Origin of the sequence: Streptomyces sp. NPDC002573 (genome assembly GCF_042889625.1) — a bacterium.
Classification (GTDB): Bacteria; Actinomycetota; Actinomycetes; order Streptomycetales; family Streptomycetaceae; genus Streptomyces; species Streptomyces gibsoniae.
The window spans coordinates 1-16296 of the sequence record NZ_JBIARC010000001.1 but is presented as its reverse complement, the minus strand read 5'-3'; the positions used below and the strand labels follow the sequence as shown (position 1 = coordinate 16296).

The window sequence follows — 16296 nt, the reverse complement described above, 5'->3', positions numbered from 1 at the left end:
CAGGATGGCACGGGGAAGGGTCAGGGGGCCTCGGATTTCCGGCGCTCGAGACCGTGCTCCAGCACGTCCAGGGCGCGTGCGACGTACTCGGCGAGGTCGCCCCGCTGTTCGCGCTCGGCCCAGTAGCGGGAGGCCTCCATCAGCGCGCCGACCACCGCCATGCAGTACACGCGTACTTCCAGGTCGCCGGGGTCGCGCCCGGTGCGTTCGGCCACCACCCGGCACATCATCTGACCGGTCACGGACATGCTCTCGTTCATCCGGGAGCGGACCGCGGGTACCTCGACCATGAGGCGCCCACGCAGCCGCATCTCGTCGGCCGTCTCGTACTCGCCCGACATGCTCCGCTCGACGGCGATGGCCACCACGTGCCGCAGCGACCGCGTCAGCGGCTCGTCCGCGGGCCGCGCGCGCAGCTCCTCCTCCAGGATCGGGTCGTACTCGTCGGTGATGACGATGTCCTCCTTGGTGGGGAAGTACCGGAACACCGTGGAGGGGGAGACCTCGGCCGCTTCCGCGATCTGCTCGATGGTGGTGGCGTCGTACCCCTGTTCTTGGACCAGCCGGTACGTCGCCTTGCGGATCGCCGTACGAGTCTTGATCTTCTTCCGCTCGCGGAGCCCCAGACGGGGTTCGGCGGCGGGGGTCGGGCTGTTTGCGGTGCGGGCGGCCATGGTCGTCATTGTCGGGCATTCTCCCGGGCGGAGACCATGCCGGGGTTCTCCTCGGGCAGGGTCCCCGCGGCCTTCGGGCTCGGCAGGAGGACCGCCGCGAGCAGTGCCGTGAGCAGCGCGGCGATACCGCTGACCAGCAGTACCGAGCCCATGCCGTGGATGTACGCGGCGTTCGCGGACACGGCGAGCGCCTGGTCGCCGAGCCGCTCGGCGACCACATGGGCGCCCACCACCGAGTCGGATGCGGCCCGTGCCGCCGCGTGCGGCAGGGCGGAGGTGTCGAGCCTGCCGGAGTACGCGCTCGCCAGCAGCGAGCCGAGCAGGGCGATACCGACGGCGCCGCCCACCTGGCGGACCGTCATCAGCAGCCCGGAGCCGCTGCCCGCCCGGTCCCTGGGCAGCGCGCCGAGCGCCGCGTCCATCGCCGGGACCACCGCGAAACCGAAGCCGACACCCGCGATCGACAGCCACAGCGCGGTGAAGCCGTACCCGTCGTGGACGCTCGTACGGCTGCCGAGGAGCGCGGCGAAGGCGAGGACCACGAGCCCCGAGCTGATCACCGCGCGTGCTCCGAACCTCGCGGCCACCGGCGCCGCACCGCGCGCCGCGACCAGCAGTCCGCCCATCATCGGCAGCATCCGCACCCCGGTGGCGAACGCGTCGTGTCCGAGCACCGCCTGCAGATACTGCGGCAGCACGAACATGAGTCCGGACAGCACGAACATCACGAGGGTCGCGGCGAGCGTGTTGAGCAGGAAGCCCCGCTGGGCGAGCAGCGAGAGGTCCAACATCGGGCGGGCACTGCGGCGTTCCCGCACGACGAGCAGCGCGATGAGTACGGCGGAGGCGGCGAAGAGGCCCAGGATCAGCGGGTCGCCCCAGCCGCGGTCGGGGGCCTCGATGATCGCGTAGATCAGGATGGCGAGCCCGGCCGCGGTGAGCGCCGTGGAGACGGCGTCGACCCTGGGGGAGGCGGGGTCGCGGGTCTCGGGCAGCAGGAAGACGCAGGCGGTGATGCCGATCGCGGCCATCGGCACGTTGATCAGGAAGACCGAGCCCCACCAGAAGTGGTCCAGCAGCCAGCCGCCGGTGATCGGCCCGAGGGGCAGGCCCAGCGCGGACGCCGCCGAGACCGCGCCGACCGCCTTGGTGCGCTCGTCGGGCCCGAACAGCGAGGGCAGCACGGCCATCGCGAGCGGCATCACCAGTGCTCCTCCGACGCCCATGACCGCGCGGGCGAGGATCACCGGCGTCACGTCGTCGACCAGCGCCCCGACCAGCGAACCGGCCAGGAACACCGTGAGGCCCGCGATCAGCATCCGGCGGCGCCCGAACCGGTCGCCGAGCAGGCCGGCCGGGAGCATCAGCGAGGCGAAGACGACGACGTACGCGTCCGCCATCCACTGCTGCTGGCCGGTGGATGCGCCGAGATCCCGGGCCATCGTCGGCAGCGCCACGTTGAGGATCGTCATGTCGAAACCGAGCACGAGCATGCTCGCGACCAGCGCCCCGAGGGCCCACCAGCGGCGAGGGTCTCGCCGCACCTCTTCGTCTTGAGTGGCAGTAACCATGAAATGAAAGTAACTCTCAAAAGACGGTGTTAGTCAATAAATGGTGACTGCCAATAAATGGAGGGGAGCGTTCAGGCCCGAAGGCCGACCGGCCCCGGACATGACGAAAGGCCGCGGCTCTGGAGCCGCGGCCTTGGGGAACAGGCTGAGGGGGAGGGTTACGCGTGCTGGTACGCCACCAGGGAGATCCCCACGTAGTGCACGACGAACGCCGCGAGGGTGAACGAGTGGAAGACCTCGTGGAAGCCGAACCAGCGGGGCGACGGGTTCGGTCGCTTGATGCCGTAGATCACACCGCCCGCGCTGTAGAGCAGTCCGCCGACGATCACCAGTACCAGGACGGCGATCCCGCCCGTGCGCATGAAGTCGGGGAGGAAGAACACCGCGGCCCAGCCCATCGCGATGTAGCAGGGGGTGTAGAGCCAGCGGGGGGCGCCGACCCAGAAGACGCGGAAGACGATGCCGGCCGCCGCCGCGGCCCAGATGCCCCACAGCAGCCACTGACCCTTGGCGCCCGGCAGAAGCAGCATGGTCAGGGGGGTGTAGGTGCCCGCGATGATCAGGAAGATGTTGGCATGGTCGAGCCGGCGCAGTACGCCGTCCATGCGTGGGCTCCAGTTGCCGCGGTGGTAGAGCGCGCTGACGCCGAAGAGCAGACAGGCCGTCAGAACGTAGATGCCACAGGCGATTCGGCCGCGGGTCGAGTCCGCGAGGGCCGTGAGCACCAGGCCCGCGATGAGAACGGCCGGGAACATTCCGAGGTGCAGCCACCCGCGCAGCTTCGGCTTGACCGGATGGGGCAGGGATAGCGCGACGGGACCGCGGCCGGCTGCCGGCGAGTCCGTGGGCGCGTCGGGGACGGACGCAGTCATGCGCGGCATCGTACCTACGGAACCGTAAGTTGCGGATCAAAGTGCGACCGTTATCACCCGGGCTGCCCGCCCTGTGCGGAAGCCGCGCCAACGCAAAAAATCCTTTTGCCGAATCCTGCGTGCACGCGAAGAAACGCGGGGGCACGTGGCGATCCTCACTCCGCTCAGCTGTGACGCCCTCTGGACAGATGCGCAATCTCGTCGGATGATCAAATGAGTGCGGTCGGCACCGGATGAGCGGCTACGAAGCATCCGGGTCGCAGCCCCCACGGGGCAACCAACAGAAAACCCCTCATCTAGGAGCGATCGTGGCGCGCGACATCGCGGCTCCCTCAACCGTCCCCACCGAGCACAAGGACCTGATCTCGTGGGTCAACGAGATCGTCGAACTGACGCAGCCGGACAACGTGGTCTGGTGTGACGGCTCCGAGGCCGAATACGAGCGCCTGTGCGAGGAACTGGTCGACAAGGGCACGTTCAAGAAGCTCGACCCGATCAAGCGCCCGAACTCCTACTACGCGGCCTCCGACCCGACCGATGTCGCCCGGGTCGAGGACCGGACCTTCATATGCTCCGAGCGCGAGCAGGACGCCGGCCCGACCAACCACTGGAAGGCGCCCGCCGAGATGCGGGAGATCTTCCAGGGCGAGAAGGGCCTGTTCCGCGGTTCCATGCGCGGCCGCACGATGTACGTCGTGCCGTTCTGCATGGGCCCGCTGGGCTCGCCGCTCTCCGCGATCGGCGTCGAGATCACGGACTCCGCGTATGTGGCCGTCTCCATGCGCACGATGACGCGTATGGGGCAGGCGGTCCTCGACGAACTCGGCACCGAGGGCTTCTTCGTCAAGGCCGTGCACACCCTGGGTGCCCCGCTGGAGCCCGGCCAGGAGGACGTCCCCTGGCCCTGCAACCAGACCAAGTACATCTCGCACTTCCCCGAGACCCGTGAGATCTGGTCCTACGGCTCCGGCTACGGCGGCAACGCGCTGCTGGGCAAGAAGTGCTACGCGCTGCGCATCGCCTCCGTGATGGCGCGCGACGAGGGCTGGCTCGCCGAGCACATGCTGATCCTCAAACTGACGCCCCCGCAGGGCGAGTCGAAGTACGTCGCGGCGGCCTTCCCGAGCGCCTGCGGCAAGACGAACCTCGCCATGCTGGAGCCGACGATCTCCGGCTGGACGGTCGAGACGATCGGCGACGACATCGCGTGGATGCGGTTCGGCGAGGACGGCCGGCTGTACGCGATCAACCCCGAGGCCGGTTTCTTCGGTGTCGCGCCCGGCACCGGCGAGCACACCAACGCCAACGCGATGAAGACGCTGTGGGGCAACTCCGTCTTCACCAACGTCGCCCTGACCGACGACAACGACATCTGGTGGGAGGGCATGACGGAGGAGACTCCGGCCCACCTCACCGACTGGAAGGGCAACGACTGGACGCCGGAGTCCGGGACCCCGGCCGCCCACCCCAACGCCCGATTCACCGTCCCCGCCTCGCAGTGCCCGATCATCGCGCCGGAGTGGGAGGACCCGAAGGGCGTGCCGATCTCGGCGATCCTCTTCGGTGGCCGCCGCGCCAGCGCGGTGCCGCTGGTGACGGAGTCCTTCGACTGGAACCACGGTGTGTTCCTCGGTGCGAACGTCGCCTCCGAGAAGACCGCCGCGGCCGAGGGCAAGGTCGGCGAGCTGCGCCGCGACCCGTTTGCCATGCTGCCGTTCTGCGGCTACAACATGGGCGACTACATGGGCCACTGGGTCGATGTGGCCAAGGGCAAGGACCAGGCCAAGCTGCCGAAGATCTACTACGTCAACTGGTTCCGCAAGAACGACGAGGGCAAGTTCGTCTGGCCCGGCTTCGGTGAGAACAGCCGCGTCCTGAAGTGGATCGTCGAGCGCCTGGCGGGCAAGGCCGAGGGCGTCGAGACCCCGATCGGCATCCTGCCGACGAAGGAGGCGCTGGACACGCACGGCCTGGAGCTGTCGGAGTCCGACCTCGACTTCCTGCTCACCGTCGACAAGGACGTGTGGCGTGAGGAAGCGGCGCTGGTGCCCGAGCACCTCAACACCTTCGGCGACCACACGCCGAAGGAGCTGTGGGACCAGTACCGCGCGCTGGTGCAGCGCCTGGGCTGAGCCCCCCAAGAACTCCGCGGCCGGTCCGACTAGCCCTGACCTGCGAAGTCGTCACGAAGGCCGGCCGCGGTGCCAGCACCACACGGGCCGGGCCCCGCACAATGGCGTGCGGGGCCTGGCCCATACGCTCACGGGGGAGCGGTCCTCCGGACAACTCGTGTGGGTCTCCTGCCGACGCGCCTCCGTCTCGCGCAGGGACGCGGTGCTCACCTCTGGCGGTGCAGCAGCACGAAGCCCTCTTGATCCGCCACCAGTTCGTACCCGTTACGGCGGTCCTCCGCCAGACGCTGCCCTTCCACTTCGGCGCTCAACGGCTCGCCAGGCCACCATCGCGAGTTGTCCGGCACCGAGGTCTCCACCATGATCCACTGGGGGTCGGGGCGGCTGTCGGGCGCTCCGTACAGGCTGACGCTGTCACGACCGGTCAGGTGAGGCACCAGCGAGTTGGACGCCTGGACCGTGACACCGTCGGGGATCTTGTCCATCAGACGCTGGGCGACGGCGACGCGAGGCTCGGTCTGCCAGGTCTCCGGCTGGACCAACTGGAACAGAGGGAAGCTCGGCAGGATCACTAGGGCGATCGCGGCGCAGCCGGCGAGGTAACGGCGCAGACTGCGCCCGCTCGTCCCACGTCGCACCAAGGCGTCGATGAAGGCCGCGAAGACGATCGGCATCAGGACGAGCGAGTAGTGGTAGGCGGTCCCCCAGTGCAGCCCGTTGTTCGACATGAAGCGCCACACCAGGGTCGGCAGGGCGACCCACAGCAAGGGGGAGCGCAGGGCCAGGAACACGCTGGGCGCCAGCGTGAGTGCGAAGGTCGTCACCTTGAGCTGGGGGGTGACAAGACCGATCGTGCCTCGATAGAGCATGTCCAGCAGACTGCCCGCACTGCCGCCGGTCGTTCCCGGATCACCCGGGACTCGAGGCGCTCCCTGAGGCGTCTCCACCAGGAACCAATAGGCGAAGGATCCACTCGGGCTGAAGGCCGGCAGAATCACGAGCACCGTCAACGCCGCTCCGACGAGACCGGATACGGCTGTCAGCACCCCGAGCGCGCGGTCACCTCGCCAGGCGATGACGAGACCGATGACGGCGACCGTCAGTCCGAGGTCCTCCTTCACGAGCAGCAGCGGCAGAGCCCAGCACGCCGCGGCGATCAGCCGGTCGTTCCCGAGGGCGGTCAGTGAGAACGCCAGGAGGGGAACGGCGAACGCCACTTCGTGGAAGTCGTAGCCGACGCCACTCGCAATTCCCCAGGAGAGCCCGTAGCAGGCGCCGATGACCGCACCGGCCGGGCCGCCCAGGGCGCGGCGCGCCCAGAGGGTCAGCGGGACGACGCTCACGGCGAGGAGCGCAGCCTGTACGACGAGGAGTGTCTCGGCTCCCCGCCACACCCAATAGAAGGGCGCCGCGAGCGCCAGGATGGGAGAGAAGTGATCTCCCAGGACAGGGAAATCGCGTCCCTTCACCTCGGAGACGGGCAGATGCCCTTCCGCGTACGAGCGGACGACCTGATCGAAGATTCCCAGGTCGTAGCTGCTCGTGAGCAAGCGTTGGTGGAGACGCAGCGAAACTGCCGCGTACATCAGGAACAACGCTGCGGCCATGGCCCAGATCCACCATGTACCGTCGAAGCGACCGTTGCGCGGCGGCGCCGTCACCGCCTCTTTCTCGGAAGCCGCTTGTTGTGCAGGGACGGTTGCGCCTGTGACGGGCAGTGCTTGCATCGAGAGCCCTTCGGGAAACCGGGGACTTGCGGCCATCAAGATGCCAGCAACGAGCCGTATTCGACCGCGACCAAACTCCCGTGTGGTCAGAATCCACCGAATGGCCGCACGCCTGTCCCGCACGCGCCGCGAGCACCGGGAAATGCGGCATTCAAGGGAAATCCGCCTATGGTGCAGTCATGCGCGGAATCCTGTTGGCCGGGGGTACCGGCTCGCGGCTGTGGCCGTTGACCCGGTCGGTGTCGAAACAACTGCTGCCGGTCTTCGACAAGCCCATGGTCTATTACCCGCTTTCCACGCTGGTGATGGCCGGAGTTCGAGAGATCCTGATCATCACCACACATGAGGACCAGAGCCAGTTCCGCCGTCTGCTCGGAGACGGCAGTCAATGGGGCCTGCGTCTCAGGTACATGGTGCAGGAGCGCCCGGAGGGCATTGCCCAGGCGTTTGTGCTCGGGGCCGACTTCATCGGCAAGGAGTCCGTCGCCCTGATCCTGGGCGACAACATCTTGCACGGAAGCGGCCTGGGGAGACGGCTGGCCGCTCACGAGGATACGAAGGGCGGCCGGGTGTTCGCCTACCAGGTCGCCGATCCATCGGCCTATGGCGTGGTGGAGTTCGACGATCAGGGCCAGGCGCTGTCCATCGAGGAGAAGCCGGCCCGGCCCAGGTCCAAGTACGCCGTGCCCGGCCTGTACTTCTACGACAACCACGTCGTGGACATCGCTCGCGGTCTGCGACCGAGCCCGAGGGGTGAGTTGGAGATCACCGACCTCAACCGCGTCTATCTGGAAGCCGGGGCGCTGCACGTCACCCGGCTGGACAGGGGTACCGCGTGGCTGGACACCGGAACCTTTACCTCCATGGTGGAGGCTTCGGAGTTCGTCCGGGTGATCGAGGAGCGTCAGGGCCTCAAGGTGGGCTGCGTCGAGGAGGCGGTCTGGCGGGCAGGCCTGATCGACGACGACCGCCTCCGTGAACTGGCCCAACCGCTGCTCAAGAGCGGATACGGCCACTATCTGCTGGGGCTGCTGGAGGATTCCCGGTGCCTCGTCATGCCGCAGAGGGGCCCCGGACCGGATCGCGAAAAACTGTTGCATTCGGCGCCGGACGCTTCTGTGTAGGACTTCCATCGGATTACAGGAGGGACAGTCATGCGATTCGCGGTCACCATCCTCCGCCCTCCCGGCTATCAGCACTGGCAGGCGTTCAGGGAGGTCGCCGCGACGGTGCACCTCGCACTGCTGCGCCTCGGTCATGACAGTGTGCTGACGCATGAACCCCGACTCGCCGGACGCAGGCACATCGTCTTCGGATGCAACCTGCTTCCGTCGTCCCCTTTCGATATTCCGGAAGATTCCATTCTGTATAATCTTGAGCAGGTCTCGGGAGATTCGGTCTGGGTCGGTGAAGAACTGCTGAACCTCTTTCGGCGGTATACGGTTTGGGACTACAGCGCTCGCAATGTTCTCGAACTCCGCCGCATGGGTGTGGACAGCGTCCATCACGTCCCGATCGGTCACGTTCCCGAGCTGGAAGTGATTCAGCAGTCACCCGAAGAAGACATCGACGTGCTGCTCGTCGGCTCATTGAACGAGCGTCGTCTCGAGGTGATCCGGCAACTCGACTCGATCGGCCTCAACGCCGTGGCGCGCTTCGGCGTCTACGGAGAGGACCGCGATGCTCTGATCGCCAGGGCGAAGATCGTGCTGAACATCCACTTCTACCGAGCGAAGGTGTTCGAGGCCGTGAGGGTGTCCTACCTTCTGGCCAACAGTAGGTTCGTCGTGTCCGAGCGCGGCTGCTGCCCCGAAGAGGAAGCCTTGTTCGCCCCAGGGCTGGTCTTCGGTGAGTACTGCGAGATCGCCGACATCTGCCGTTACTACGTCGGTCGTGACCATGAGCGTCGAGCACGAGCCCGAGCCGGGCAGTCGATCATGCGGGGCCGTTCCGCGACGGACATTCTGCGTTCGGCTGTTGCTGCCTTTCCGGGCGTCGAAGAGCGGTGTCCCGCGTAATGACCATGCTTGGCGAACGGAAAAACAATCAGCCTCGTGGAAGGGAGTGATCGCGTGCAGCCACTTGGCATCGAAGGGGCCTGGGTGGATATGCCCAAGGTATTCGCCGACAACAGGGGACGGTTTCACGAGTGGTTCAAAAATGACAGGTTCCACGATTCCCTCGGTCAGGGATTTCGACTCGAGCAGGCCAACTGCTCCCGCTCCGTCCGCGGTACGCTCCGTGGAATCCACTACGCGTCGGTCCCGCCGGGCCAGGCCAAGTACGTCACGTGCGTCGGCGGCGCCGTTCTCGACGTGGTGGTCGACATCCGCGCCGGATCCCCAACCTTCGGAAAGTGGGAGGCGGTTCAGCTCGACGACAGGACGCATCGCAGCGTCTATCTGTCGGAAGGGCTGGGCCACGCCTTCATGGCATTGGAGGACAACTCCACCGTCGTCTACCTGTGTTCGCAGGGATACGCGCCGCACCGAGAGTTCGGGATCAACCCGCTCGACCCCGAGTTGGCCATCGCCTGGCCCGAGGATCTCGCGCCGTGCCTTTCCGACAAAGACGCGACGGCGCCCACGCTGCAGGAAGCCGGACGGGAAGGCCTGTTGCCTTCCTTCGAGGACTGCGCCGTGTATCGCAGAAGTCTGGTGAGCAGTAACTGAGATGGCCGGCCTCTGCTGGAGCGCAGCCTGCGCGGCGGGACTTCTCGGCGTTCGTGGACATCGAGAGAGAACCGTCGGCCGGACGGCGGGAGTGGGGCCGCCCATCCGAGACATCAAGCCTTCATGACGGCGCGTCAAGAAACTCGTTGCTGCGTAGGAACGCAAGCCTGGCCGCCTCTGAAATGCACCTGTAAGGGGGCCGGGGAAAGCGCATGGAGGCCGCTCGGGTGATCTTCGCCTATGACACGGACCGAATCGCTTTCATTCAATCGCAGAGTGTTAAGACTTGCGTTGTCGTAGCCGAAGGTGACGTGACACGCATGCGATGAAAGCGCACCGAATGTGCGCACTTGCGGTCCGATCCCTCAAAGTCCATGAGGAAGGTTCTCTGTGAGCCGTAGAACGATGCGAAGTTCGCGCGTCAGGTCCGCCACCCTGGTGTCGGCCAGCGCGCTCGCCGTAGCGCTCAACCTGGCCCCGAGCACGACGGCCATCGCCGACGCGATCAACAGGTCGGGCGGTGACAGCGCTGCGGCACTGCCTGGCCCGAAGGGCGCCATGAGCGGGGGTGGCCATGGCCGGGGCGACAAGGGCGACAAGTGCGATAGGGACGACAGGCACGAGAAGTGCAAGCGTGGCCCTCAGGGTCCGCAGGGCCCCCAAGGTCCTCGGGGCCCCCAGGGCTTCCAGGGCGCCCAGGGCTTCCAGGGCGCCCAGGGCTTCCAGGGCCCGCAGGGTCCGCAGGGTCCGCAGGGTCCGCAGGGTCCGCGAGGCCCCCGAGGATTCCAGGGCGTGCAAGGCGCACAGGGCTTCCAGGGTGCTCAGGGCGCGCAGGGCGCACAAGGTTTCCAGGGCTTCCAGGGCTTCCAGGGCCCGCAGGGCGCGCAGGGCGCGCAGGGTGCCCAGGGCGCGCAGGGCGCGCAGGGTGCCCAGGGCGCGCAGGGCGCGCAGGGTAGTCAGGGTGCGCAGGGCGGCACCGGCGTCCACACGTACGTCGTGAGCAGTACTGTCGACCAAAACGTGCACCACGCGGAAGTCTTCTGCGACACCGGCGACGTCGCCACCGGGGGCGGATACGAGACCGAGCCCGGGGGCGCCCAGATCTCGATCAACAGGCCCCTCCCCTTCAGCCCCGATGGAGTCATCCCCCACGGGTGGCAGGCTGGAACCCCGGCCACCGTGGGCACGCCTGTTGGCAGCGCCACGATCACTGCCTACGTGGTCTGCGCCAAGACCTGACTCCCACGCGAGCGGCGGTGATGTGCGGGCCGCCCGCTCCACCTGAGAACAAGCGACGGTGCCCCCGAGGCTTCGGCCTTGCGGGCACCGTCCGCATGTCCAGGCACCCGCGAACCCGGGGCCGGAAGGCAAAGCCCCGGTGCTGAACCCCGGCAGCAGGAAATTGGAGAACCATGCGCATCCTCGTGACCGGCGGCGCCGGATTCATCGGCTCGGAGTACGTCCGCCGACGGCTGAGCTCGGATCCGTCAGCGCGGATCACCGTCCTCGACAAACTCACCTACTCGGGGGTCGAGGCCAATCTGGCCCCGGTGGCGGAGTATCCGGACCACACATTCGTCCAGGGCGACATCTGTGACCCGGACGTGGTCGACCAGGTGATGGCGGGCCAGGACGCGGTGGTGCACTTCGCCGCCGAGTCGCACGTGGACCGGTCGATCGACGGAGCCGAGCCGTTCGTCCGCACCAATGTGATGGGCACGCAGGTACTTCTGGACGCGGCCCATCGACACGGCGTCGGCCGCTTCGTCCACGTGTCCACCGACGAGGTGTACGGCTCGATCGGCGAAGGCTCATGGACCGAGGGGTGGCCGCTCTCGCCGAACTCCCCGTACTCGGCGTCGAAGGCCGGCTCCGATCTGCTGGCGCTCGCCTACCACCGCACCCACGGCCTGGACGTCGTGGTCACCCGGTGCTCCAACAACTACGGGCCGTACCAGTTCCCCGAGAAGGTCATCCCGCTCTTCATCACCAACCTGCTCGACGGAAGGACGGTTCCCCTGTACGGGGACGGCCGCAACATCCGCGACTGGCTGCACGTCTCCGACCACTGCCGGGGTATCGAGCTGGTCCTGCACGGCGGCAGGGCAGGGGAGGTCTACCACATCGGTGGCGGGACCGAGCTGAGCAACCACAAACTCACCGGCCTGCTGCTGGACGCGGCCGGGGCGGACTGGGATCGCGTCGAACACGTGCCCGACCGAAAGGGTCACGACCTGCGCTACTCGCTGGACGACAGCAAGATCCGCGAACAGCTCGGCTACACACCACAGGTGCCCTTCACGGAGGGCCTGGCCGCCACGGTCGACTGGTACCGCACCCACCGCTCCTGGTGGGAGCCGCTCAAGAAGAGGGCCGAGTTGCGATGACCACGAGTTGGCTGGTGACCGGCGCACGCGGGCTCCTCGGCCAGGACGTGCTGGCAGAGCTGGCCGGTGATCCGGACGCGCGGGTGACGGGACTGACTCGTGATCAGCTCGACATCACCGACCCGACCGCCGTGGGCGCGGCCGTCGACGGGCACCAGGTGGTCGTCAATTGCGCCGCCTGGACGGACGTCGACGGCGCCGAGCGCTCCGAGGCGGCGGCCACAGCCGTGAACGGCCACGGAGTCCGCCACCTCTCGCGTGCCTGCGCGGACAGCGGCGCGATCCTGCTTCATGTCTCCACCGACTACGTGTTCCCGGGTGACGCCCGTCGGCCGTATCCCGAAGATGCTCCGACAGGTCCGGTCAACGCGTACGGGCGGAGCAAGCTGGCAGGGGAGCGGGCGGTCGTCGAGCTACTGCCGCGCACCGGTTACATCGTGCGCACCGCCTGGCTCTACGGCGAGCACGGCCCCAGCTTCGTGGGCACCATGCTGCAACTCGCCTCGCGGCGCGAGACCTTGGACGTCGTGGCCGACCAGCACGGCCAGCCGACCTGGTCCCGGGCGCTCGCAGGGCAACTGCGGGCCCTCGGCCGTGCCGCGCTGGCCGGGCGGGCACCCGCGGGCATCTACCACGGCACGGCAGCCGGCCGCACCACGTGGTGCGGCCTGGCCCGTGAGACCTTCCGTCTCAGCGGCCTCGATCCCGAGCGGATCCGCCCGGTCGGCTCGGAGAGGTTCCCGCGTCCTGCCGCCCGCCCGGCGTTCGGTGTACTCGGGCACGACAACTGGTCGCGGGCCGGTCTTGTGCCCCTCCCACAGTGGGACGACCAGCTCGTCGCGGCCCTGAAGACCCCTGCCCTCGCCGCGCTGGCCACCGCGGCGCGGCCCGGGGAACTCACCAGGTGAAGACCGTGGCCGGGCCGACGTCCCGCCGACTGACGCCGGACCCGGCCCCCGGCTCGCCGAGTGCGTACTGCCACCGGGTGCCGGGAATGCGGTCACGCAACACGACCACGGTCCTCACTCCGATCGTGCGCAAGTAGGCGATGCTTTCCGCACCGGGGAACCCCGCGGTGACGGCCCGGGTCTGCTCCTGGCTCGCGGGGGAGTAACCGCTGCTGCCGTTGGCGATCTGCGGGAAGCCGTTCGTCGACCACAGCATGACCGCAGGGTCGGTCATCAGGTCACTGGGCAGTACCAGCACCGGCCCTCGGGCACCGAGCAGGGCGGCCGGGGCGGTCGGCACGCGGGGGTGCGGGGTGACGTTGAAGCATTCGACGGCGACGAGCAACGCCGGGGCGAGCATGGCCAGTCGTACGAGGATGTTCCGTCCGCTGCCGCGCTCCCTCCTGGCGACCGCGTCCATCCGGTCGCAGAAGGCACTGACCGCACCAGCGGCCTGGACGGCCAGCAGCAGGGTCACCCAGACCACCAGTCGGCCGGGGGTGCGGATCGCGTCCAGTCCGGGCAGGTGCCGGAAGAGGAACACATAGCCGTACTCCCCCTGGCCCCAGGCCTGGGTACCCAGCGCCAGGTATCCGGCGAGCACGGTCGCTCCGGCCAGCCACAGCCGGGTGCGCGGGCGCCAGACGGACAGGCCCAGGCCCACCACCGCCGCACCGATGAGGAAGAAGCCCGGCAGCAACGTCATCTCCGCCGGGGCGGCCAGCGTGGCCCGGACCTCCTGGTGGGAGTGGCCCCAGAGCCAGGACTCGGCCGGGGCGGTCAGCATGCCGCGGAGCGGGGGCGAATAGAAGGCGAGGTCGGTCACGGTGCGCCGCGCGGTCGGGTAGATCTCCGCCAGGTGCAGGTACGGCCGGGCCATCAGCGCGGTGGTCACGGTGAACAGTGCGCCGCCCGCCAGGTCGCCGATCAGCACCCGGCGCGGCGCGTCCGGCCGGTGTCCGCGCAGCCGGGCGATCGCCATGATCACCCCAATGACCAGGAGGACATACCCGAAGGCGATGCCGAGCCCGAAGCCGAGGGTGATCTGCCAGGCGGCGACGGCCCAGCCGGCGAGGATCCAGCCGGGCCTGGCGCGCCCGGCCCGGTAGCCGTCGCGGAGACTGAATCCGTGCCCCCGCGTCAGCATGGCCAGGGCGAGCGCGATCCCGCCGGTGGACAGGATGTTCAAGTGCCCGCCATGGGCCAGGCGCCAGGGGGCGTAGGCGAATGCCGTTCCGGCCACCAGCGCACCGGGGATGCGTGAGCCCAGTTGCCGGGTCAGTGCGTACGCGCCGAAGAAGGCCAGCGCGTGCACGAGGACGTAGAGCAGGTTGTAGCGGGCCACGGCGGCTGTCGCGCCGGAGCCGACCATCCCCAAGGGGGCGTAGCCGAGGAGGCTGTCCGAGTACGCCAGGCTCAGCCGCTCGGGGAAGAACGCGTTGGTGTCCCAGACGGCGGCCGGGTCGGTGGTGAGAGCGTGGCCTCCCCATGCGAGCTGCCACGCCTGCAGCAGCGGGTCATAGACGTCCTGCGGGATCGTGGTGGTGAGGTACCGGGCGGTCGGCCAGGTCAGCAGGACCGCCAGCAGCACGCTGCCGGTGGCCGCAAGGGTCCACTCGTGGGCGAGGACACGACGCATCCGGCCGGGCGCCTTCGCAACGTCCGACGCGCACACCTCCTTCCCGCCGGCTTTCTGGGACTCGGGGGCGCTGATGAGCGTGGTCACGTGGCGTGCTCCTGCGGAGGCGGGGCGGGCATGCGGCAGGCCTGGGCGCCGCGGATGCGGTGGTGGTGCGGGGCCGACGTGAGCGGCGCGCGCTTCGGCCGGGGTCGGTGAGACGGACGAGCACGCGGCGACCCGGCGCACGCAGGAGGCGCCGTGCGGGACCTCGCGGCGGTCCTGCACGGCGCCTCCTGGGGCCTACACCAGCAACGGTCCTCCGCACCTCGCAGCGCCCTCCTTCATCGCGATGTTGAGCAGGACGATCCACTCCCAGTCCGAACAGGTCTGCGCCTGCAGGGACGCCAGGCACTCATCGAGAAAGCGAGGCTGGTGGCTCGGGGTGAACATGGAGCATCTCGGTGTCGCAGGCGACGTCATCTCGTGCTCCCTGCTTGGTCCGATGCCGAGGAGGGGCTGATGGAACCCTGGAAGCGGTCCGGTACTGAGGAACGCAGCGAGGGATCGATCTCGACGGCACGGCGGAACTCCTCCTTCGCACCATCGACCTGGTGCTTGTCCGCCAGGATGTGTCCGAGATTCAGATGGGCGGTGCCCGCTTTCGGGTCAACGGCGATGACACGCTTCAGCAGTCCCATGGCCCGGTCGGGCTCGCTCGGCCTCAGCAGAATCGCCTCGTTGAAGAGAGCCGACTCGTACTGTGGGTCGATCTTGAGAGCCTTTTCGTAGGCCTCACGGGCATCGGACTTCCTGTCGTCCTGCTGCGCGATGACCCCCAGGTTGTACCAGGCGACCTTGTTGTGAGGGTCCAGCTTCAGAATGTGCCTGTAGGTACGGGAGGCCCCCTGTGAGTCGTGGAACTGTTGGATCTCCACCAGGGCCGTCTGCAGAAGCACATCGGGGTCTTCGTTCGGCCGCATCGCTGACGACGACTTGGAATCCGAAGGGGGCTCCGCCGACCGGGATGCAATCGCCCAGGTGGTCACCCCGGTGAATACGGCCGCCAGTCCGGCGAACCCTGCCCACAATTTCCTACGTTTCACTTGGTCACATCTCGTCGGAGTGGTGAGGACACGCGGGTGCGGACGATCTCAAGTGGCTGACACCGAAAAGAATATGCCGGTGCCGGAGGTACCCGAGTCCGAAACACCCTTATTTCCCCCGACGTTACGAGGACACCTCGACGACGCCACCGTTCGGCAGGCGCTTGGGGACAGCAGACCACTCGAATGCACGTAACCAGGAGGGTGCCTCGCGGAAGCGACCCCGCGAACCCGGCGTGCTCATCAGGTCATTGGGTGGTTCTTCGGCTAGCTCTTCTGCTGATAGGTCCGCTGCCGCGGCCGGTTCTTCAGAGCGAGAAATACGGCGGCTTCGGTCCGGCTTCTTTGTGTGACCTCAAGTGACTGCGTGCCATCACTCATCGGTCATTTGCTGTCGTGGAGTTGGACGGTACCCGTGAAGCCAACGATCTGTCTGCACGTGATCGTCAAGGATGAAGTCCCGGTGCAGGGGGGGGGGGGGGGGGGGGGGGGGGGGGGGGGGGGGGGGGGGGGGGGGGGGGGGGGGGGGGGGGGGGGGGGGGGGGGGGGGGGCGGCGCGGGGGGCGGGGGGCGGGGGGGGGCGGGGGGGC

General features: G+C 68.2%; 14 protein-coding genes. 7 read left to right on the top strand and 7 right to left on the bottom strand.

Annotated elements, in window-relative coordinates:
- Positions 1 to 20: 20 nt before the first annotated feature.
- From ACFYX0_RS00070 to ACFYX0_RS00060, 3 genes are all read right to left on the bottom strand, one after another.
- Complete coding sequence (locus ACFYX0_RS00070; protein WP_388964623.1) at positions 21 to 683, bottom strand: TetR/AcrR family transcriptional regulator; 663 nt, start codon at positions 681 to 683, stop codon at positions 21 to 23.
- Positions 680 to 2245: an MFS transporter gene (locus ACFYX0_RS00065; RefSeq protein ID WP_388964620.1), complete on the bottom strand. Its 1566-nt coding sequence runs from the start codon at positions 2243 to 2245 to the stop codon at positions 680 to 682. The genes ACFYX0_RS00070 and ACFYX0_RS00065 overlap by 4 nt, the downstream gene beginning before the upstream one ends.
- Before the next feature lie 158 nt (positions 2246 to 2403).
- Positions 2404 to 3117 carry a hemolysin III family protein gene (locus ACFYX0_RS00060; RefSeq protein ID WP_311698496.1) on the bottom strand — a complete coding sequence of 238 codons (714 nt, stop codon included), beginning with the start codon at positions 3115 to 3117 and terminating at the stop codon, positions 2404 to 2406.
- Positions 3118 to 3425: 308 nt separating this feature from the next.
- Between ACFYX0_RS00060 and ACFYX0_RS00055 the strand changes: the two genes are divergently transcribed.
- Positions 3426 to 5249, top strand: a complete 1824-nt coding sequence (locus tag ACFYX0_RS00055) for a phosphoenolpyruvate carboxykinase (GTP) (RefSeq protein WP_388964617.1) — start codon at positions 3426 to 3428, stop codon at positions 5247 to 5249.
- 206 nt (positions 5250 to 5455) lie between these two features.
- Here the strand turns inward: ACFYX0_RS00055 and ACFYX0_RS00050 are convergent, their stop codons facing one another.
- The gene (locus ACFYX0_RS00050; protein WP_388964614.1) at positions 5456 to 6856 is read right to left on the bottom strand and encodes a DUF2079 domain-containing protein; all 1401 of its coding nucleotides are present in this window, start codon (positions 6854 to 6856) and stop codon (positions 5456 to 5458) included.
- Between the two features lie 299 nt (positions 6857 to 7155).
- Here ACFYX0_RS00050 and rfbA point away from each other — a divergent pair, with 299 nt between their 5' ends.
- From rfbA to rfbD, 6 genes are all read left to right on the top strand, one after another.
- Positions 7156 to 8100, top strand: a complete 945-nt coding sequence (gene rfbA, locus ACFYX0_RS00045) for a glucose-1-phosphate thymidylyltransferase RfbA (protein ID WP_388964611.1) — start codon at positions 7156 to 7158, stop codon at positions 8098 to 8100.
- A 30-nt stretch (positions 8101 to 8130) separates the two neighbouring features.
- Complete coding sequence (locus ACFYX0_RS00040; protein WP_388964608.1) at positions 8131 to 8994, top strand: hypothetical protein; 864 nt, start codon at positions 8131 to 8133, stop codon at positions 8992 to 8994.
- Positions 8995 to 9048: 54 nt separating this feature from the next.
- The gene (locus tag ACFYX0_RS00035) at positions 9049 to 9648 is read left to right on the top strand and encodes a dTDP-4-dehydrorhamnose 3,5-epimerase family protein (protein ID WP_388964605.1); all 600 of its coding nucleotides are present in this window, start codon (positions 9049 to 9051) and stop codon (positions 9646 to 9648) included.
- A gap of 390 nt (positions 9649 to 10038) precedes the next feature.
- Complete coding sequence (locus ACFYX0_RS00030; protein WP_388964602.1) at positions 10039 to 10887, top strand: hypothetical protein; 849 nt, start codon at positions 10039 to 10041, stop codon at positions 10885 to 10887.
- Between the two features lie 173 nt (positions 10888 to 11060).
- On the top strand, positions 11061 to 12035 hold the full coding sequence (gene rfbB, locus ACFYX0_RS00025) for a dTDP-glucose 4,6-dehydratase (protein ID WP_388964599.1): 975 nt from the start codon (positions 11061 to 11063) through the stop codon (positions 12033 to 12035).
- Positions 12032 to 12943: a dTDP-4-dehydrorhamnose reductase gene (gene rfbD / locus ACFYX0_RS00020; protein ID WP_388964596.1), complete on the top strand. Its 912-nt coding sequence runs from the start codon at positions 12032 to 12034 to the stop codon at positions 12941 to 12943. Before rfbB ends, rfbD begins: the two co-directional genes overlap by 4 nt.
- Here rfbD and ACFYX0_RS00015 read toward each other — a convergent pair.
- From ACFYX0_RS00015 to ACFYX0_RS00005, 3 genes are all read right to left on the bottom strand, one after another.
- Positions 12933 to 14708: a hypothetical protein gene (locus ACFYX0_RS00015; RefSeq protein ID WP_388964592.1), complete on the bottom strand. Its 1776-nt coding sequence runs from the start codon at positions 14706 to 14708 to the stop codon at positions 12933 to 12935. The two genes, rfbD and ACFYX0_RS00015, sit on opposite strands and share 11 nt — an antisense overlap.
- 195 nt (positions 14709 to 14903) lie before the next feature.
- A complete protein-coding gene (locus ACFYX0_RS00010) occupies positions 14904 to 15083 on the bottom strand; it encodes a hypothetical protein (RefSeq protein ID WP_388964590.1) in 180 nt (59 codons plus the stop codon).
- The gene (locus ACFYX0_RS00005; protein WP_388964588.1) at positions 15080 to 15649 is read right to left on the bottom strand and encodes a tetratricopeptide repeat protein; all 570 of its coding nucleotides are present in this window, start codon (positions 15647 to 15649) and stop codon (positions 15080 to 15082) included. The genes ACFYX0_RS00010 and ACFYX0_RS00005 overlap by 4 nt, the downstream gene beginning before the upstream one ends.
- Positions 15650 to 16296 lie beyond the last annotated feature (647 nt).